The sequence below is a fragment of the Microbacterium sp. NPDC056234 genome (genome assembly GCF_042267585.1).
GTDB lineage: Bacteria > Actinomycetota > Actinomycetes > Actinomycetales > Microbacteriaceae > Microbacterium.
In genome coordinates, this window is the sequence record NZ_JBHJTE010000001.1 from 331,511 (window position 1) to 350,095 (window position 18,585).

At 68.7% G+C, this 18,585-nt stretch carries 19 protein-coding genes; 5 read left to right on the plus strand and 14 right to left on the minus strand.

All coding sequences use genetic code 11. The features are described from left to right. Nucleotides 1-44 precede the first annotated feature (44 nt). Nucleotides 45-1,796: a heparinase II/III family protein gene (locus tag ACFCYE_RS01595; protein WP_376175799.1), complete on the minus strand. Its 1,752-nt coding sequence runs from the start codon at nucleotides 1,794-1,796 to the stop codon at nucleotides 45-47. A 110-nt stretch (nucleotides 1,797-1,906) separates the two neighbouring features. Further along, entirely contained in the window at nucleotides 1,907-3,232 is a 1,326-nt protein-coding gene (locus ACFCYE_RS01600) for an MFS transporter (RefSeq protein WP_376175800.1), read from the minus strand. 149 nt (nucleotides 3,233-3,381) lie between these two features. Here ACFCYE_RS01600 and ACFCYE_RS01605 point away from each other — a divergent pair, with 149 nt between their 5' ends. Continuing rightward, entirely contained in the window at nucleotides 3,382-4,140 is a 759-nt protein-coding gene (locus ACFCYE_RS01605; protein ID WP_376175801.1) for an alpha/beta fold hydrolase, read from the plus strand. A 9-nt stretch (nucleotides 4,141-4,149) separates the two neighbouring features. Here ACFCYE_RS01605 and ACFCYE_RS01610 read toward each other — a convergent pair whose 3' ends face one another. From ACFCYE_RS01610 to ACFCYE_RS01640, 7 genes are read right to left on the minus strand one after another with little or no spacing between them, the layout of a single operon-like run. After that, nucleotides 4,150-4,974 carry a DUF2510 domain-containing protein gene (locus ACFCYE_RS01610; protein ID WP_376175802.1) on the minus strand — a complete coding sequence of 275 codons (825 nt, stop codon included), beginning with the start codon at nucleotides 4,972-4,974 and terminating at the stop codon, nucleotides 4,150-4,152. 14 nt (nucleotides 4,975-4,988) lie between these two features. Beyond that, nucleotides 4,989-5,378, minus strand: coding sequence for a monovalent cation/H(+) antiporter subunit G (gene mnhG / locus ACFCYE_RS01615; protein ID WP_376175803.1), 390 nt, complete (start codon nucleotides 5,376-5,378; stop codon nucleotides 4,989-4,991). Then, on the minus strand, nucleotides 5,375-5,644 hold the full coding sequence (locus ACFCYE_RS01620; RefSeq protein ID WP_376175804.1) for a monovalent cation/H+ antiporter complex subunit F: 270 nt from the start codon (nucleotides 5,642-5,644) through the stop codon (nucleotides 5,375-5,377). Before ACFCYE_RS01620 ends, mnhG begins: the two co-directional genes overlap by 4 nt. Further along, a complete protein-coding gene (locus tag ACFCYE_RS01625; protein ID WP_376175805.1) occupies nucleotides 5,641-6,234 on the minus strand; it encodes a Na+/H+ antiporter subunit E in 594 nt (197 codons plus the stop codon). The genes ACFCYE_RS01620 and ACFCYE_RS01625 overlap by 4 nt, the downstream gene beginning before the upstream one ends. Next, nucleotides 6,231-7,784, minus strand: a complete 1,554-nt coding sequence (locus ACFCYE_RS01630) for a Na+/H+ antiporter subunit D (protein ID WP_376175806.1) — start codon at nucleotides 7,782-7,784, stop codon at nucleotides 6,231-6,233. Before ACFCYE_RS01630 ends, ACFCYE_RS01625 begins: the two co-directional genes overlap by 4 nt. Next, complete coding sequence (locus ACFCYE_RS01635; protein WP_376175807.1) at nucleotides 7,781-8,320, minus strand: Na(+)/H(+) antiporter subunit C; 540 nt, start codon at nucleotides 8,318-8,320, stop codon at nucleotides 7,781-7,783. Before ACFCYE_RS01635 ends, ACFCYE_RS01630 begins: the two co-directional genes overlap by 4 nt. Beyond that, nucleotides 8,320-11,250: a Na+/H+ antiporter subunit A gene (locus tag ACFCYE_RS01640; RefSeq protein ID WP_376175808.1), complete on the minus strand. Its 2,931-nt coding sequence runs from the start codon at nucleotides 11,248-11,250 to the stop codon at nucleotides 8,320-8,322. Before ACFCYE_RS01640 ends, ACFCYE_RS01635 begins: the two co-directional genes overlap by 1 nt. 113 nt (nucleotides 11,251-11,363) lie before the next feature. Here ACFCYE_RS01640 and ACFCYE_RS01645 point away from each other — a divergent pair, with 113 nt between their 5' ends. Next, nucleotides 11,364-11,765 carry a phage holin family protein gene (locus ACFCYE_RS01645; protein ID WP_376175809.1) on the plus strand — a complete coding sequence of 134 codons (402 nt, stop codon included), beginning with the start codon at nucleotides 11,364-11,366 and terminating at the stop codon, nucleotides 11,763-11,765. A gap of 4 nt (nucleotides 11,766-11,769) precedes the next feature. Here ACFCYE_RS01645 and ACFCYE_RS01650 read toward each other — a convergent pair whose 3' ends face one another. Then, complete coding sequence (locus tag ACFCYE_RS01650; protein ID WP_376175810.1) at nucleotides 11,770-13,101, minus strand: hypothetical protein; 1,332 nt, start codon at nucleotides 13,099-13,101, stop codon at nucleotides 11,770-11,772. Continuing rightward, the gene (locus tag ACFCYE_RS01655) at nucleotides 13,077-13,334 is read right to left on the minus strand and encodes a hypothetical protein (protein ID WP_376175811.1); all 258 of its coding nucleotides are present in this window, start codon (nucleotides 13,332-13,334) and stop codon (nucleotides 13,077-13,079) included. The genes ACFCYE_RS01650 and ACFCYE_RS01655 overlap by 25 nt, the downstream gene beginning before the upstream one ends. Before the next feature lie 127 nt (nucleotides 13,335-13,461). Between ACFCYE_RS01655 and ACFCYE_RS01660 the strand changes: the two genes are divergently transcribed. Together ACFCYE_RS01660 and purB are read left to right on the plus strand one after the other, a co-directional pair. After that, nucleotides 13,462-13,986 (plus strand): low molecular weight protein-tyrosine-phosphatase, encoded by a 525-nt coding sequence (locus ACFCYE_RS01660; RefSeq protein ID WP_376175812.1) that lies wholly within the window; start codon nucleotides 13,462-13,464, stop codon nucleotides 13,984-13,986. Further along, nucleotides 13,986-15,383, plus strand: coding sequence for an adenylosuccinate lyase (gene purB / locus ACFCYE_RS01665; protein WP_376177115.1), 1,398 nt, complete (start codon nucleotides 13,986-13,988; stop codon nucleotides 15,381-15,383). The genes ACFCYE_RS01660 and purB overlap by 1 nt, the downstream gene beginning before the upstream one ends. Nucleotides 15,384-15,559: 176 nt before the next feature. Here the strand turns inward: purB and ACFCYE_RS01670 are convergent, their stop codons facing one another. Then, nucleotides 15,560-15,889 carry a hypothetical protein gene (locus tag ACFCYE_RS01670; protein WP_376175813.1) on the minus strand — a complete coding sequence of 110 codons (330 nt, stop codon included), beginning with the start codon at nucleotides 15,887-15,889 and terminating at the stop codon, nucleotides 15,560-15,562. Then, complete coding sequence (locus ACFCYE_RS01675; protein ID WP_376175814.1) at nucleotides 15,886-16,518, minus strand: acyl-CoA synthetase; 633 nt, start codon at nucleotides 16,516-16,518, stop codon at nucleotides 15,886-15,888. Before ACFCYE_RS01675 ends, ACFCYE_RS01670 begins: the two co-directional genes overlap by 4 nt. Nucleotides 16,519-16,820: 302 nt before the next feature. On the opposite strand from ACFCYE_RS01675, the gene ACFCYE_RS01680 reads away from it, so the two are divergent. After that, the gene (locus tag ACFCYE_RS01680) at nucleotides 16,821-17,729 is read left to right on the plus strand and encodes a hypothetical protein (protein WP_376175815.1); all 909 of its coding nucleotides are present in this window, start codon (nucleotides 16,821-16,823) and stop codon (nucleotides 17,727-17,729) included. A gap of 16 nt (nucleotides 17,730-17,745) precedes the next feature. On the opposite strand, the gene ACFCYE_RS01685 is transcribed toward ACFCYE_RS01680, so the two are convergent. Further along, on the minus strand, nucleotides 17,746-18,582 hold the full coding sequence (locus ACFCYE_RS01685) for a sulfurtransferase (protein WP_376175816.1): 837 nt from the start codon (nucleotides 18,580-18,582) through the stop codon (nucleotides 17,746-17,748). Nucleotides 18,583-18,585: the final 3 nt, after the last annotated feature.

Consider the following 18,585-nt stretch of genomic DNA (forward strand, 5'->3'; position numbering starts at 1 on the left):
TTTCCTGCCCGGATTCCCGTCGCAGTCCGTGTCGCTTCCTGGCGTCAGCGGGGAGTCGCGGTGATCGCACACCGCGCGACGGCCGCCGTGCGGACGAGGTCCAGGAAGTGCGCGGTGGCCGGATCGCCGTCGTGCGTGCGGAACCCGGTCTCGCCGACCCGCGGCTCCCACCCGTCCGACCAGGTGACCCGCAGGGCGCCGTGCGCGCCGCGGACCACGGCGGCGTCGCCCTCGAGTTCGATCGGGAACAGCGATACGAGTCGATCGACGATCTCGGTGGCTTCGTCGAGATCGAACGCGTCCTCGATCGTCAGCGTCCCGTTCGCGAACGTCATCGCGCGGCGTACCCGGCGAAGACCCGGGTGATCATAGGCCGACGTCAGGTCGAGCACGAGCCGCCCGTGGTCCGTCGAGACCTCCTCGACGATCGCCCTGGCATCCTGCCCGTGATGCTGGCGCACACCGCCGAACATCGGCACACTGTGCCCCTGCGAGCCCGCGGAGATGTTGTCGTATCGGGTGCCGAGCTGGAAGTACGCGCCGTCGTAGAACCCCATTCCCAGTTCGCTGAGCAGCGGTTCGCCGTTCACCGCGAACACGAACGACCCGACGTCGTTGTGGTTGTGCGGCTCATCGTTGTGCCCGGCCTTGGCGGCGAATCCCAGCGCGTCGGCCGCTGCGGACGCGCGGACCACCAACCACTCGGCATCCGGGAACCACTCGGCGGATGCCGCGGCATCCGCCACCTCGTCCTCGGCGTCGCGGGCCCAGACGAACTGCCGGATCACCGGACCCCAGTTGTGCGACCAGCCCTGAGTCGACCAGAACTCCCGCGACACCGCCGACCCAGGATCGAGGGACTCGGTGAGCCCGGCCACCGCGGAGGCGACCATTCCGTACGGCTCGGCATCGGAGAACGCGGCGACCGCTCGTCCTCCGAGCGCGACGCTGCGGGGGTAGCGGACGATCGCGGCGAGCTTGTGCTCGTCCGGTCCGTGCCAGAGGTCGATGCCGGTGCGCTGCCGCAGCGCCTCGGCGTAGAACGCGAAGTGTCCGAAGCCGTAGTTCCAGTAGTTCAGTCCCTCGACGCAGATCCCGTCGTCACCGTAGCCGGCGAGGAAGGCATCCATGGCGGCGGTGCAGCGATCGAGGATGCCGGCCAGGCCTTCGGTCTCGAGGTGCATGGCGGCGATGCCGACGCTCGCGGCGCAGACGGACGACCAATTCGTCTCGACGCTCTCCCAGGGCCACGCCCGCTCGCGGAACGGTGTGAGCACGCGGCGTTCGACCTCTCGGCGGACGCGCGCGACGACGAGCGGGTGGAGACGGTCGCCCAGGAGCGCGATGATCTCGGTGAGCGCGAAAGCGGTCTCGGCCGCGAACAGATCGATGCTCTCGTCGTGCGGGACATCCGGATGCGCAGACGACAGCTGCGCGATGTGCGCCGGCAGCGCCCAGGCGTACTCGTCGCAGACGGCCCAGATCACGTCCTCGGTCGCGGAGATCGGAACCTCGTCGCTGAGCAGGGCGCCGATCGCGGCGGCGAACAGGCGACGTCGACGGTCGAAGTACAGGTCTTCGAACTCCTGGCGGTCTCCGTTCACGTCGAATCGCACGTAGTCGGAGAAGCCCCACCACGGAATCGGCGCACCGGCCTCGGCGAGCGCGCGGTCGAGGAACTGCTGGGCTCGCTCGGCGATGCGGCGGTTGCGGATGGGTGCGCGCCACAGCTGCGGTGAGCGCGCTTCGGCGAAAACGGCGGTGGTGGTGCCGCCGTCGAGAGTGGTCTGCGTCATCAGGGTTCTCCGAATCGTCTCGGTAAACGTATGCCGATCCGCCGCGACGTCCTTTGCGCCATTCCGATCGGGCGCGATGCCGCCGGTGCAGATCCGCGCCCGTGCCGGCGCTAATTCGCTCCGGCCACGTCGGATTCCCGCAGGGCGGTCTGCTCGGCAGCGCGGCGCGCGATCAGCCAGATCCCCGCGGCGGATGCGAGGAAGACCGCTCCGAGCACGACCCACCCGAGCAGCCCGTACGTGATCGCTGTGGCGTTGACGATGATCGGGGCCGCGAGCGCACCGACCGAGAATCCCATGCCGAACACGCCCTGATACGCGCCGGCGCGCACGGAGTCTGCGAGCTCGAAGCTCAATCCCCATGCACCCGCCTGCGAGAGGATCTCGGCGAACGTGTGCAGCACCGCGGCCGAGAGCAGCACGGCGATCGCGACCCAGGCCGGAAGACCGGCCGCGAGCGCGTAGACGACGCAAGCCGCCGCCATCAGCCATCCGGCGATCATGGTGACGCGTCCAGCGGTTCGCACGTCGTGCGTGCCGCGCGAGGCCCTGACCTGGAACAGCACCACGAGAGCCGTGTTCACAATGAGGATGACGGCGACCACGACCTCCGGCGCCGTGGTGCGCGTCGTGATCCAGAGCGGAACGCCGAGCTCGGCGACGCCGAACTGCATCCCGAAGATCGCCGAGAGCAGCGTGAGCAGCAGATATCGGCGATCGCGCCATGGCGAGCGACGACGCCAGTCGACGCGGGCAGCACGCGCGGCATCCGCCGTCGTGAGGGTGTCGATCGAACCGGTCTCTGTCCGCACCGGCTCGACGCTGCGGGTCGGGGCATCCACCGAGGCCGGCAGGCGCAGCAGCGGCAGGGTACCGAGGATGCCGATGACACCGGCTCCCACGATGACGGTCCGGTAGGCCTCGGGGGTGCCGAGAGCGAGCGCGATGGCCGCGACGCCGGCTCCGAGCGCGAGCGACAGGTTCGTCACCGTGCGCAGCACGGCACGCGCGTGCACGCGTTTGTCAGGAGCGAAGCCGCGCGCGATGACCGCCGACCGCGACGAATGGCTGATCGTGTCGAAGAAGCCGGCGAGCGTCGCGATCACCAGCGCCGCGACGAACGTGTCGGCGAAGGCATACGTCGCCAACAGCGCCGCACCGAGCAGTTCGAAGACGAACGTGAGGCGTCGTGCGCTCCACCGATCCGCAAGCCACCCGCCGAGGAAGGATGCGAGGACTCCGAACGCGCTCGAGACGGCGAGGACGACCGCCGCCTCGCCGGCACTCAGTCCGATGATGAGCGTGAAGTACAGCACGGTGACCGAGAGGAACACGCCGCGGCCGATGCGCGACACGGCGGTCGATGCCACCAGTGCCCGCAGCACCGGGTCGGCGAGCGAGCGCGCGATCCGTGCGCGGAGACTCGATTTCGGCACGGGCGGGTGGGGGGCATCCTGCAAGATCACACATCAGTTTCACATGCCCCGCCGACACGGCCGGTCGCGGACGCGATCACGGCCTGCACGGCTCACCGACGCGCTACCCGTGTCCGCGTGGGCCGCCGCGGTTCGGATATCGTCCTCATATGCCGACCCGCCTGCTCGCCCCCGAGGGCGTCCCTGCCACCATCGAAGAATTCGACCACGGCGGGGCGACCCTCGTGGTCGAGACCTTCGGCGAAGGGCGCCCGTTCGTCGTGCTGCACGGCATCGGCATGGGTCGCAGCGTGTTCCTCGACCTCGCGACTCGGCTCAACGGCCGGGTCATCGCCGTCGACCTGCCCGGTTTCGGGGAGGCGCCTGAGCCGGTTCGGACGCTGACGATGGCTCGCCACGCCGATCTCGTCGCCGCCTACCTGCGCTCGACCGGCGTGTCCGGAGTCGTCGCGATCGGCCATTCGATGGGCAGTCAGATCGCCGCGGAGCTGGCGGCACGGCATCCCGACCTGGTCGCCGGCGTCGTGCTCGCAGGACCGACCGTGAACAGCGCTTCGCGCACGATCGGCAGCCAGGCCGGATATCTGCTGTGGGACCTGCTCGGAGAATCCCCGGTCGTGCTCTGGCGCGGCGCGAGGGAGTATCTGCGCGGCGGCCCGCATCTGATCCGGAAGATGCGGGCGATGATCGTGCACAGGCCAGAGGACACGTTCCCCCGCGTCCGCTGTCCCGTGCTGGTGCTGCGCGGCGAATCCGATCCCCTGGCGCCGATGAGCTGGTGCGAGGAGATCCTCGACCGCACCCCCGACGCCGAACTCGAGGTGATCCGCGGCCACGGCCACGAAACGCTCATCAGCGACGCACGACCCGCCGTCCGGCTGATCCAGGTCTTCGCCGAGCGGGTGTGAGCGCTTGCGTCAGCGCACCGGCGGCTGCGCCTCGGGAAGCAGCATCGCATAACGACGCGATCGGGTGAGGAGCAGCACGAACAGCGCCAGCCCCACGAAGATCAGGCCGAACGGGATGCCGAGGAACCCGAGCACGGCGCCGACAGCTTGTTCTCCTGCGGCGGCCAGACCGATGCCGAGCCCACCGACCACGAGCCCGAGAATCCCGATTCCGGCCACGATCCACCCCGCGATCATCGAGATCAGGTAGCCGCGCGGGCCGAAGTGTCCTGGACGAACACCGATCTTCATGCCGACGTACCAGCTCCACCGCGCGCCCGTCCACCAGCGACCGGCCTGCCCGGTGACCGGATACCAACCGGCCCCCGGCCCTTCGACATCGCCGGGCAGTGGCCGCACGACGAGGTCGGTGACGGGCGCTCCCTGCGGAGCGGGCCACCGGCGCAGCGCGTTCGTGGTGATGCCGCCGACGAGCCACACCACCCCGGCCGCGGCCATCAGGAACGCCGCCCACGGGAATATCGAGCTGCTCGAGATCACCCCGACGACCGTCTGCATCGCAGCGAGGACGAGGAACACGATGCCGAGCACGATGCCGGTCGCCACCGGCTCGATCGCGAAGGCATCCGGCCGCGGTCGGCCGTCTCGGACGCGATAGGGCGTCCATGTCGTGCCGTCCCACCACCGCACGTCCGGCCTTCCGGGGACGGGGTACCAGCCCATCGGGGCCGCGAGCACAGGCGCCGCCCGCTCATGAGCGGTCCACTGGAAGCCGTCCCACCATCGCTGACGACCGGGCGCCCCTGCGTCGTACCACCCTGCGGGTGCTGACATCCGCTCTCCTCCGCTCACCCCGCCGCGGGCGGCGTCTGCTTCGAATCGGCGAGGTCGTCCACGACGAGGTGCCGCTGATCGGTCGTCCCGTTGCGATACGCCTGCCGCCCGACCATATGGGCAGACAGCGGAGCGGTCGCGAACTGCATCAGCACAACCGGAACCACCAGTGCGGCGCCGATAAGGATCCCGTCGATCGAGCGCTGCGACAGCGCGATCGCGATGCAGATCAGCAGCAGCCCGAGCACCTGCGGCTTCGTCGCCGCGTGCAGGCGCGATGGCACGTCGTTGAAGTGGAGCAGCCCGACGGCGGCCGACAGGCACAGCAGCGCTCCGCACAGGATCAGGAGGAGCACCACCCAGTCGATGATGACGCCGGGGATCTCGAGACCGAAGAGATTCATGGTGTCGTGTTGTCCCTTCTCGCCACGTACCGTGCGACCGAGATGGACCCGAAGACGCCGACCGCCGCGATGATGAGCAGCACCGGGATGCTGCGGGTGTGCCCGTTGATCGCCATCTCGGCGCCGAGCACGCACATCACCTCGGTGAGCAGCACGTCCGATGCGACGGCCCTGTCGAGGATCGACGGCCCCCGCACGATCCGGACCAGCGTCAGGATCGCCGCGACGCCGAAGACGACCATGATCGCGATCATCAGTATGTTCATCGCAGACCCCCCGCGCGTCCGTCCGCGGCGAGCGCTCGCTCGTCGTCCCTCAGAGCACGGTACTGCGCAGGGCTCCCCAGAGCCCGCACGATCCGCTGCTCCCACCGCAGCACCTGCTCGCGCTGCCGGTCGACGTCGGCCGTGGTCCGGACACCGATCACGTGCAGGTAGAGGATGCGGCGATCGCGATCGGTCTCGACGATGAGCGACCCCGGAATGAGGGATGCCGTCACCGCGACGTGCGTCATCACCAGGTCATCCGCGTACTTCAGCGGGACGCCGACGATCGCGGCACCGGGCTGGTGGCGGAAGTCGAAGACCTGCACCGTCACCCCCAGCGCGCCGCGCAGCACGGCGAACAGGAACTGCACCAGGAACAGTGCCGCGTACCAGAGGTTGATCCGTCCGCTGAGCTCGATCGTCGGCAGACGGAACACTCTGGTGACGAAGATCGCCACGACGAGCCCGGTCACGAAGGCGAGCACGGTGAACTGACCCCACAGCAGCATCCAGAGCACGACCAACCATGCGAGGAAGGGCAGTTGCAGCAGAACGGCTTGGAACAGATTGGGACGCGCGTCGGGGCTCACGGGTTCACCTCCCCTTCCAGTTGCACGAGACTCACGGGCTGCAGCAGCGCGTCGCCGATGCGGTCGCACAGCGCGTACAGGGGCCCTGCGGACACGGTCAGCGCGACCGTCACCGCGACCATGCCGCCGGTCGCGATCGTCATGATCTTCGGGATGCGGCGGCGCTCCTGCTGCTCGTCCGCGGCGGGAGCGTTGCCGAGGTAGGAGATGCGGCCCTCGGTCTCGGCGGAATCCTCTTCCTCGCGCCAGAACGCGAGGTTCCAGGCGCGCATCAGCGCGTACAGCGTCAGCAGCGACGTGACGATGCCGCCGAAGATGAGGACCATCATGATCGGCGTGCCGACCGATGCCGCCGCCTCGAACAGCGCGAACTTGCCGATGAATCCCGAGAACGGTGGGAGTCCGCCCAGGTTGATCGCCGGTACGAAGTACAGAACGGCCAGAATCGGCGCCGCCTTCATGAGGCCCTTGACCCGCAGGATGCTCGTGCTGCCCGCTCTTCGTTCGATCAGTCCGACCGCGAGGAACAGCGTCGTCTGCACCACGATGTGGTGGACGATGTAATACACGGTCGCCCCGATGGCTGCCGGTGTCGCGATCGCGAGACCGAAGATCATGTAGCCGACGTGGCTAACCAGGGTGAAGGAGAGGATCCTCTTCAACTCGGCCTGCGCCACGGCGCCGAGCACCCCGACGATCATGGTCGCGAACGCCACGATCAGCAGGATCGTGTCGATGCTGTTCTCGGCGAACAGCTGGGTCTCGGTGCGGATCAGCGCATACACGCCGACCTTGGTCAGAAGGCCCGCGAACACCGCCGTCACCGGAGCAGGCGCGGTCGGGTAGGAGTCGGGCAACCAGAACGACACGGGGAAGATCGCCGCCTTGATACCGAACGCGACGACCAGGAGCAGGTGCAGCACGAGCTGCGTCTCCTGCGGAAGCTCGGTCATCCGCTCGGCGATCTGCGCCATGTTCACGGTGCCGAGGGCGCCGTAGATCATGGCGATCGACGCGAGGAAGAGGATCGACGACACCAGCGACACGACGATGTAGACGGCGCCGGTGCGGATGCGGGATTCTGTGCTCCCGAGCGTGATCAGCACGTACGACGCGACCAGCAGGATCTCGAATCCGACGTACAGGTTGAACAGGTCACCCGCGATGAACGCGTTGAAGATGCCCGCGGCGAGGATCAGATAGGACGGGTTGAAGATCGAGATCGGTGTCTCGTCCGTGCCGTCCGCCGCACCCTGACCGATGGAGAACAGCAGAACGGCGACGAGGACGATGCTGGACACCAGCACGAGGAGCGCCGCGAGCCGGTCCACGTAGAGGATGATGCCGAACGGCACCGGCCAACCGCCGACCGAGACGGCGAGGGGATTCCCTCCGTCGACCACGACGAGGAGAACGGCGGCGATGACGGCCACGGCCGCCAGGGTCGCCGCGGTGACGACGATCTGCAGCCGCGGGCTGCGTCCGAAGACGAGGGTGACAGCGGCGCCCAGCAGCGGGAGGGCGACGAGGAGCGGGACGAGCGCGCTCATGGGCGGTCCTCCTCGTCCTCGGATGCGCGGGGTGGGGCGTACGGCGAGTCCACCGGCGCGTCGTCGTCGATGGAAGGGTGATCCCGCGCGTGCAGGACGGTGATCGGCGCGGTCTGCAGTCCGACGAAGTCCGTCGTCGCGCTCTCGTCCTCCGTGTCGGCCTCATCGTCGAGGACGTCCTCATCGGCATCCGTGCGCTCGCGCAGGGCGATGTCCGCCTCGTCGTCCTCGACCGTGTCGGCCTGGCCGAGCTGCCAGGAGCGATAGATGAGCGCCAGGAGGAACGCCGACACCGCGAAGGTGATCACGATCGCCGTGAGCGTGAGTGCCTGCGGCAGCGGGTCGCTGACGTCGGTCTCGCCGTAGAACGGCGCATTGCCAGGCACGCCCATCACGATCAGCAGCAGCAGATTCGTCGCGTTGCCCAGCAGCAGGAACCCGATGAGCACGCGGGTGAGGCTCCGCTCGAGCATCGCGTAGACGCCGCATGCGAAGAGCACCGCCATCACGCAGATCAGGGTCAGCGAGACATCCATCAGACGTTCACCCCCCGCGCGCGCATCTGCAGCGCCTGCTTGTCGACCTCGGCACCGAGGCTGCGCAGCACGTCGAGCACCAGTCCGATGACGACGAGGTACACCCCGATGTCGAAGATGGTCGACGTGACGAACTCGACATGGCCGATGAGCGGGATCTCCCACTCCCAGAACGTGCTGGTCAGCGGCGAGAGCCCGAAGAACAGGGGCACGACGGCCGTGCCGACAGCCACGATGAGCCCGGCCCCCAGCAGGCGACCGGCATCCGTCGGCGCAGCAGCTCCCAGCTCCCAGCGTCCGCCGGCGATGTAGCGCATGACGAGAGCCATGCCGGCGACCAGGCCGCCAGCGAACCCGCCGCCCGGGGTGTTGTGTCCGGCGAACAGCAGATAGATCGACACGACGATGATGGTGTGGAACAGGATGCGGACGATCACCTCGAGCAGGATCGACCGGTTCTCCGGCTTCATCTTCTGTCCGCCGATGAGCCATGCACGCGGCGCGCTGCGGTTCTCGGCGGTCTGGAAGCGCACGCCGTCCGTGGTCTCGACGAGCGGGTTCAGTCGCGCCTTGCGCCTGGTGGATCGCGGCAGGGTGCGTGTGGCGGCCAGGAGGTCGGCGCGGTGCGTGACGAACACGAGCGATGCCACACCTGTTGCGGCGAGCACGAGAACGGACAGCTCGCCCATCGTGTCCCATCCGCGCAGGTCGACCAGGGCGACGTTGACCACGTTCTTGCCGTGACCGAGGTCGTAGGCGAGTTCGGGGAAGATGATCGAGATCGGATCGGCGACGCGCGCCTGGGTCGCGACGATCGCGATGAGCGCCATCGTGACGCCGACCGCTACGGCGAGGATCGCGCGCGGCACGCGTCCGACCGAGGCGTTGTGCTCGCCCATCCGGGACGGCAGGCGGCGCAGCACGAGGGCGAACGTGACCAGCGTGACCGTCTCGACCAGGATCTGGGTGAGCGCGAGGTCGGGCGCACCGCTGGTGGCGAACAGCACCACCATGCCCAGTCCCGTCACCGACACCAGCACGACTCCCGTGTAACGTTTCCGCGCCCGGACGGCCACGATGCCGGCTGCGGCCATGATGGGGGCGACGACGAGCTGCGTCGGGGTGTGCCATGCGGACAGTTCGAGCCGGTCGACATCGACCGCGAGCAGCGCCGTGATCTCGGCGAGGACGAGGACGATGAAGATCGTGCCGACGTACACCGGCAGCGAACCGCGCTGCGTGAGCGAGGTCGTGAACACCGACAGCCGGTCGACCCCGCGGGTGATCAGGTAGTACGCATCGGATGCCGTGAACGGCAGGATCCTCGGCTTCCGATCCCACCCCGTCGTCTTGGCCAGCAGGAAGACGCCGAGTCCGAGCAGGATCGACAGGATCGAGATCGCCAGCGCCGGTTCGAACCCGTGCCAGAGAGCGAGGTGCCCCGGACCTTCGCCGCTGAGCCCCTCCGCAGCGGTGAGCGCGTATCCCTGCAGGGCGATATCGACCGCCGGCGCACCGACACCGGCCGCAAGAGTGACGCCGGCGAGGATGATGGGCGCCGACAGGAAGCCGACCGGCGGGTCGGGCCATGGGGTGTCCGGCATCCGGTCGCCCTGCGCGTCGCGCTTGGTCCAGAAGGCGCCCCACAGGAAGCGGATGCCGTAGGCAGCGGTGAGCACTGCTCCGAGCGAGACCCCGATGATGGCGACGATGCCCCACGGCGACCCGGCGAGCGCGTCGTCGAGCAGCGCGGTGAGAGCCGACTCCTTCGCGACGAACCCGATCGTCGGCACGACGCCGACCATCGACGCGATCGAGATGAACGCGGCGGTGGCCATGACCGGGGCCTGTCGACCGACACCGGAGAGTTCGGTGATGTCACGGGTCGAGAGTTGTCGGTCGATGACGCCCACGATGAGGAAGAGCGCCGACTTGAACAGCGCGTGCGCGATGACGAGGGCGAGTCCGGCGAGGGCTGCGGCCTGCGTCCCGTAGCCGACGACGACGGTGAAGAAGCCCAGCTGGCTGACCGTGCCGAAGGCGAGAACACGCTTGAGGTCGGTCTCGCGCAGGGCCTGGAATCCGCCGAGCAGCATGGTGAAGACGCCGAGCGAGACGACGATCGGCCGCCATGGCTCGCTGAGGGCGAAGATCGGCGCGAAGCGCGCCATGAGGTAGATGCCGGCCTTCACCATCGCCGCGGCATGCAGATATGCGCTGACAGGAGTCGGCGCCGCCATGGCGCCGGGGAGCCAGAAGTGGAACGGGAAGATCGCGGACTTGCTCAGCGCGCCGACGAGCAGCAGGACGATCGCGGCGTTGACCATCGGCCCTGTCGGCGGGGTCTCGAGCATCGCGGAGATGCTGGAGGTTCCGGCATCCACCACCAGCAGGACGACGCCGACGAACATGACCAGGCCGCCGAGCGTCGTCACCAGCAGTGCCTGCAGCGCGGCTCGACGGCTGGCTGCACGACCTCGATAGTGGCCGATGAGCAGGTAGGACAGGATGCTGGTGAGCTCCCAGAACATCACGAGCATGACGAGGTCGTCGGTCAGCACCAGGCCGTACATGGCACCCGCGAAGCCGAGCAGGACGCCGGCGAACTGCCCGAGACCCGCGGCGCTGTCGTGGAAGTACCAGCGGCAGTAGAGCAGCACGAGTGCGCCGACGCCGGTGACGATGAGCGTCATGATCCATCCGAGCACGTCCATGCGCATCGACAGATTCAGACCGAGCTGAGGGATCCAGGCGATCGACTCGAACGGTGTCGTCTCGGGGTCGAGCACCTGCGGGGTGAGCACGAGCGCGTGGACGAACGCCGCCGCGGGGACGAGCGCGGCGATCGCGAACGCCTGTGCACCGAGCCATCTGACGAGGGCGGGAAGGACGAGGGACGAGAAGAGGAAGACCGCGAGGATCGTCAGCATTGGCGACTCCTCAATGGCTCGTCGGCCTCAGGGCTCAGGCGGGCAGGTTTGTGCCAGTTTACTGGCCGATGCCGTGGCAGGTCCTCGGTTTCGCATGCGAGACTGGTGGGATCATGCGTTTCGTCGTCAAGGTCGTCATCAACGCCTTCGCCTTCTGGGTGGCGGCGCTGATCCCTGCACTGGACATCACGGTCACGCCTTTCCCACCCGGCGGAGACCTGCAGATGGTGCTCACGCTGCTGCTGGTGGGCGCGCTGTTCGCCATCGTGAACACGATCGTCGGCACGATCGTGAAGATCATCGCGTTCCCGCTGTACATCCTGACGTTCGGCCTCATCGGCTTCGTGATCAACGGGTTCCTGCTCTGGCTGACCGCCTGGATCACGAGCGGGTTCGGCTGGGGCGTCTCGGTCGGCAACTTCTGGTGGGTGATCGTCGCGGCGCTCGTGATCTCGATCATCAACGCGATCTTCGGTTTCATCCTGCGGCCGCAGAAGAAGCGCAGCCGCGCCTGACGCGTCACTCGACCCGCCCCGTTCGATCGGCGACGTACTCGGTCGACTCGATGCTGACGGCCCCGGCCAAGTCTCTGAGCCGGTCGAGGTAGGCCGCAAGGCGCGGATCGCCGGACGCATCCGCGAGCTCGGCGGTCTCGATGTAGGCGTCCATCATGTGCGGCTCGAGGATCAGATCCTTGAGACTGATCCCGGGGTCCCCTTCGCGCTGCACGACCACGCTGTCGGCGGAACCGGTGCCGTCAGGCGAGCCGCCGCCGGCGAGCGCGTTCACGACGTCGTCGGTGTGGCGCAACTGGATGAGCAGCTGGTCATCGCGCAGCGTCGGCTGCACCGGGCTGCCGGCCGTCACCACCATCTGCACGTCGAACTCGCCGCCCATCGCGAGATAGGACGCCACCATGGCGCCCTGCGAGTGCGCGTAGACGTCGACGACGTCGCCGGGCTGGGCACCCGCCTGGTGCAGCGCATCGAGCGTCGCCTGATACGACGCCGAGATCTGTCCGGTGTAGAGCTCGGCGTTCGATTTCATGTCCCAGGGTTCGCTCGCGCCGTAGAGCCCTGATTGCGTGCCCTTGACGTACGCGACGTAGTGCTCGCCGCCGCCTTCGAAGGAGTACTTCTCGACCTTCACCTGAGCATCCTCCGAAGCGGGGAAGCGGCGCAGTCCGTCGGCCAGTGACGCGGGCGGTGCGACCGGGGTCGAGGTGAGCACCGGCGTGACCTTCACCGTGTCCGGCCAGCCATCGAGCTTCGCCTTCGCAGGCAGCGTGCCGAACACGACCGAGCTTCCGAGCATCGCGGCGATGGACGTGATGGTCCCGAAATTCACGCCCGTCACCGTCGTGGCGATGTCGAACTGGCTGTCCAGGCCTTCGTACCGCCCGTCCTCCCAGAGCTTCACCAGATGGTCGGCCATGGGTCCGAGGCGCTCGTCGGACGCCTCGAGATCCATGATGTCCGGAAGCAGGGTGTCGGCGGCTGCGGCATCCCTCAGCAGAAGCGCCTCGTACTCGGCCCGCAGCTCGACCAACTCGTAGGCGTCGGCCATGAGCAGTGTGCCGGTGACGACCTCGTCGATCCGTGTGCGCATCGCCGCGAGGCGATCGCCGCTGGCCCACAGTTCGACCGTGTCGACCTCGGCCGAGAGCTCGGCGGTCTGGGTGATCCAGCGATGCGCGGTGTACGCGGCATCCGCCCCCCGGCCCACGGTGGCGCCGATCGAGCCGAGCCGGGCGGCGACATCGCGCAGCGCTTCGGTGTCGACGGAGATCGCCCCGCCGTGCGTGATCTCGACATCGCCGTCGTCGCTCACCTCGCCGCCTCCAGTTCCCACAGCCTCATCCGCAGGGAGGACTCCGCCCCTGCGCACTGCTCGCGGAAGCCGTCGATGGTGCCGTGCAGTTTGCGCACACCGTTGGCCTGCCATTGGGTGTCGGTGATGAGGGGAGCGAGTGCGACACCGGCTTCTTCGAGCGCTTCTATGGCATCGTTGACGAAGCGGCGTGCGGCATGCCGGCCCCAGATCTGCTCCGGGGCCCCGTCATTGGCGATCTCGGTGGAGTACATGACGGTCAGAATGCCGCTCGCCGCCCCTGTTCCGTGACGCGGATTCACGCCCTCCACGGCGTCCGGGGACAAGACGTCGACAATCCGACCTGTGCAGGAGCAGTCGCGCGGCGGCAGAATGGAATCCATGACCGACCCGGAACCCTTCCGCGTCATCTTCGTGTGCACCGGCAACATCTGCCGCTCCCCGATGGCCGAAGTGGTGTTCCGCGACCTCGCAGACAGGCAGGGGCTCGGCTCCCGGATCGTGTCGAGCAGCGCAGGAACCGGCGACTGGCATCTCGGCGAACGCGCCGACCATCGCACGCTCGCGGCCCTCGAGCGCCGCGGCTACGACGGATCGCGCCACCGTGCACGGCAGTTCACCGCGGCATCCTTCCGTGAGAACGATCTCGTGGTCGCGCTCGACCGCACGCACGAGCGCAATCTGCGCGAGTGGGCGCACGATGAGGACGAGGAGGGCAAGGTCACGCTCCTGCTCTCGTTCGACCCGTCGACCGAGACCACGGACGTCCCGGACCCCTACTACGCCGGCCCGGACATGTTCGATGCCGTGCTCGGTATGATTGAGACGTCGACCCGGGGCCTGTTCCGCCAGCTCGAGCCGGCCCTGCGCCAGCCCGCACGACGCCCCGCACTCGAGGGGCCCTGATCAGGAGGACTCCCCTGACTTCGCACGCCCCTCTCCCCGTCCAGCCGCTCAGCCCCCTCGACGGGCGCTACGCCGCCGCCGTCTCCGGACTCGGCGACTTCCTCTCCGAGGCAGGCCTGAACCGCGCCCGCGTCGAGGTCGAGGTCGAATGGCTGATCGCGCTCACCGACCGCTCGCTGTTCGAGACCTCGCCCCTGTCGGATGCCGACAAGGAGCGCCTGCGCGCCCTCTACCGCGACTTCGGGCAGGACGAGATCGACTGGCTGGCCGAGAAGGAAGCCGTCACGCAGCACGACGTCAAGGCCATCGAGTACCTCGTGCGCGACCGGCTGTCCGCGCTGGGCCTTGACCGCATCGCCGAGCTCACGCACTTCGCGTGCACGAGCGAGGACATCAACTCCGCCTCCTACGCGTTGACCGTCAAGCGTGCCGTGCTCGGCGTGTGGCTGCCGGCACTGGACGGTGTGATCGCGAAGCTGCGCGAGCTGGCCGTGGAGCACGCTGACGCTGCGATGCTGTCGCGCACGCACGGGCAGCCTGCGACGCCGTCGACCATGGGCAAGGAGCTCGCGGTGTTCGCGTGGCGTCTGGAGCGGGTCCGCGGCCAGATCGCGGCATCCGAGTTCCTGGCGAAGTTCTCCGGCGCGACCGGAACCTGGTCGGCGCACATCTCGGCCGAGCCCGACGCCGACTGGCCGGAGATCTCGCGCTCATTCATCGAGTCGCTCGACATCGACTTCAACATCCTGACCACGCAGATCGAATCGCACGACTGGCAGGTCGAGCTCTACGACCGCGTACGTCACGCCGGCGGCATCCTGCACAACCTCGCCACCGACATCTGGACGTACATCTCGCTCGGCTACTTCGCGCAGATCCCCGTCGCCGGCGCGACGGGCTCGTCGACGATGCCGCACAAGATCAACCCGATCCGCTTCGAGAACGCCGAGGCCAACCTCGAGATCGCGGGCGGGCTGCTCGCGACGCTCGGACAGACCCTGGTCACCTCGCGCCTGCAGCGCGACCTCACCGACTCGACGACGCAGCGCAACATCGGCGTCGCGTTCGGGCACTCGCTGCTCGCGCTGGACAACCTCCGCCGCGGTCTGAACGCCATCTCGCTGCGCCGCGACGTGCTGCTGCACGATCTCGACAGCAACTGGGAGGTGCTCGCGGAGGCGATCCAGACCGTCATCCGCGCCGAGGTCGTCGCCGGTCGTTCCACGATCACCGACCCCTACGCGCTGCTCAAGGAGCTCACGCGCGGAAACCGGGTGGGCGCCGCGGATCTCGCGGCCTTCGTCGAGACTCTGGAGATCGGGGATGCCGCGAAGCAGCGCCTGCTGGCGCTGACGCCTGCGACCTACACCGGCATCGCGGAGCAGCTCGCGCGCTAGGTCTTCGCGCGGAGGAGATCTAGTTCTTCGCGCGGAGGGGATGCCGGCAGGCACGGGTCGCAATTCGCCGCGTCACCGCGGCGGAGGCGACTACATGCGCCACCTGGGTGGGGCCGGGACGCGAGGCATCCCGCCCCAGGAGTGACCGAATCCGGTGCGGCCGACGCGACGCGCGATCAGGGCTTCTCGTCGGCGTCCGGCTCGTCGTCGTACAGGACCGGCCGGTCGACCTCGTCGTCCCCGTACTGCGCGGGGTCGACGGCGAGCATGAGCATCGCGATGCCCAGAAGGGTCACGATGAAAGCTCCGCCTCCGACGACCAGCCCGAGCGCGACGGGACTGAGACCCTCGTAGGTGCCGTTCGCGATCGCCAGGTTGACGCGCGCCGTGAAGGCACCGGTCGTCACCAGCGTCACCGCCGCTGCGAAGACCCCGGCCGCCAGGGCGATGCCGAGCAGGTGCAGAGGACGCAGCAGTTCGCGGCGGGTGGGCTTGTCGTCGGTCATGCCGCACCTCCGGAGAGCGGGGCCGCATCGGCGGCGGGGGTCTGAGCGTCGCGCGACGGCGTGAATCCGGCGATGCCGAGGAACACCGCGACCAGGGCGGCGTATCCGCCCAGCATCCCGACGCCGAGGATGATGCCGGTCAACTGGAACGTGCCCGCCTCATCGACGGTGTAGTCGGATGAGAATCCGGCCGGGATGAGCAGCAGCGCGACGGCGAGCAGGATGCCGAGGCCGCCGATGAGCAGCTGATCGCGCGCGAGCGGGTCATCCGAGCGGCGGCCGCGCAGGCCGACGATGATCTCGACGGCACCGGACAGCAGCGCCCACGAGACCACGATGATGAAGAACATGTCCTCGGTGCGAAGGAGCGGGATGCCGGCGATCATGCCCGCGAGCCCGTCGATCACGGCGAGCAGGACGTACGACCAGCGATGCCCCGGCTCGACGGCGAGCCAGGCGCCGACGACGAGCACGAAACCCGTCACGATCGCGAAGCCGCTGAACACCGCGAGGCCGATCGCAGCCGAGTGGTCGGAGGTGAACGTCACCATCAGTGCCGCGATCGCCGCGAACGCCGCGCGCAGCAGCTGGATGTGTCGCACCGTGAAGGTGCGGGCGGGGGCAGACATGACTGATCCTCGGTCCTGATGGTGGTCGACTCCAGTCTACCGGCGCCGACCCGGCCTGCTGTCGGACGGCCGGTGCGCACAGCGATGGAGTCCGACGGCCATCCCCAGGCAGCCGTCGGACTCCATGTGGGCGCGGTACAGGGGCTTCTCCGCGCCGGCCGTCCTCGTCTGCGATCGGGCTCCTGCTCGCAGACGAATCGACCCAGCGACCTCGGCCTCCGTCTGGAGCCCCTCGACGAAAGCACCTGGTCGTATGCTCGAATCTACGAGAACACCGTTCACATACCTGGGGGAGGTCTGTGATGGACGATCCTGACGTCCGTGAAGCCGGCGACGGCGGCTTCGCCGAAGCGCTGCGGGACGCCATCCTCGCGCGCGGTGCGACGCTGGCCTGGCTGAACAAGAAGCTGCGCGACAACGGCAATCCGGTGTCGATGGCGACCCTGAGCTACTGGCGTTCCGGCGCACGTCGCCCTGAGGGTGCGCAATCACTGGCCGCCGTCGCGGACATCGAGGATCTGCTGCGCCTTCCGAGTGGATCGCTGTCGGGTCTCGTCGGCCCGACTCAGCGGATCGGGCCCGTCGGCCCGCCCGCCTTCCCGCTGAGCGAGAGCAGCGTGGAGGATGCCGTCACAGAGGTGTTCCACGCGCTCGGTGCACCGCAGTTCGACCTCGCGCGCGACGTCAGCACGCATGCCGTCACGGATGTCGGGGCGGACGGCAACGTCATCTCCCGCACCACCAGGACGCTGGTCCAGTCGATGTCGGGGCTGCTGACCGACGTGCCGTACGTCGATATGACCCCGGGGATAGCGACGCCGGCACCCGTCTTCCGCGCGATCGCCGGAGGTCGCATCACGGCACGCCACTCGCATCCGTCCGGGCAGGTGCACGGCTTCTCACTGAAGCTGGACCAGCCGGTGGACAGCGCGCAGATGACGATGATCGAGTGGGCGTTCGAGGTGCCACCCGGGTACCCGTCGGTTCGCGAGACCGGGCACGGCGTCGCGCGCCAGGCGCGCGACGTTGTGCTGTGGACACGGTTCCACCCCGACGCACTGCCGGACTGGATCGAAGGCGGCGAGGAGACACCGGATGGCGTCGAGCTCACGCCGCTCACGATCACGTCCGGCTCCAGCGTCCTGCAGGTCCGCCGCCGTTTCGGCCCCGGAATGCTCCTCCTGCGCTGGGGGTACGGCGAGCGGGAATGAGCGCGGGGGCTGTTCGTCAGCCGGGCTGCGGTCCGGTCGCGACCGGACGACCGGGGGTGTTCGACCACTGGCTCCATGAGCCGTGGAAGATCTTCGCGTCGATGCCGGCCTCGGCGAGCATCAGAGCCGTGTGCGCGGCGGTGATGCCTGACCCGCAGTAGGCGGCGATCGGCGTCTCGTCGGTGACGCCGACGGCGGCCAGGTTCGCACGGATCTCGACCGCGCCGCGCGCGGTGCCGTCCGCTTCGAGGTGGGCGGCCGTCGGCAGGTTGACCGCGCCGGGAATGTGTCCGGCGACCGGGTCATACGGCTCGGTCTCGCCGCGATAGCGCTCGGCGGCGCGCACATCCAGAAGGACACCGGATGCCGGGAACACCGCGACCTCGTCGATCGTGAGACTGCCGCCGCCGATGTCCGTCAGCGTCGCGGCGCCCGGCTGACGGGCCACGGCACCGGACTCCACGACCATGCCCGACGAGCGCCAGGCCGGCCACCCGCCGTCCAGCACGCGCACGTCGACACCGCCCTGCCGGAGGATCCACCAGGCGCGCGCCGCGGCGAGTCCTCGGTAGTCGTCGTACACGACGACCGGATCGCCGTCGTCGATGCCCCAGCGGCGCGCGGCTTCCTGAACCGTCTCGGTGTCCGGCAGCGGATGCCGGCCTTCGTCCGGTCGGCCGTGCCGGGACAACTCGGTCTCGAGATCGACGTAGACCGCTCCGGGGATGTGCCCTTCGAGGTACTCCGGGTGACCGTCAGGGCCGCCGAGCCGCCAGCGCACGTCGAGGACCCGCAACCGGGGCTCTCGAACGATCAGGTCGGACAGTTCGGCGGCACTCACGAAATGGGACATGGT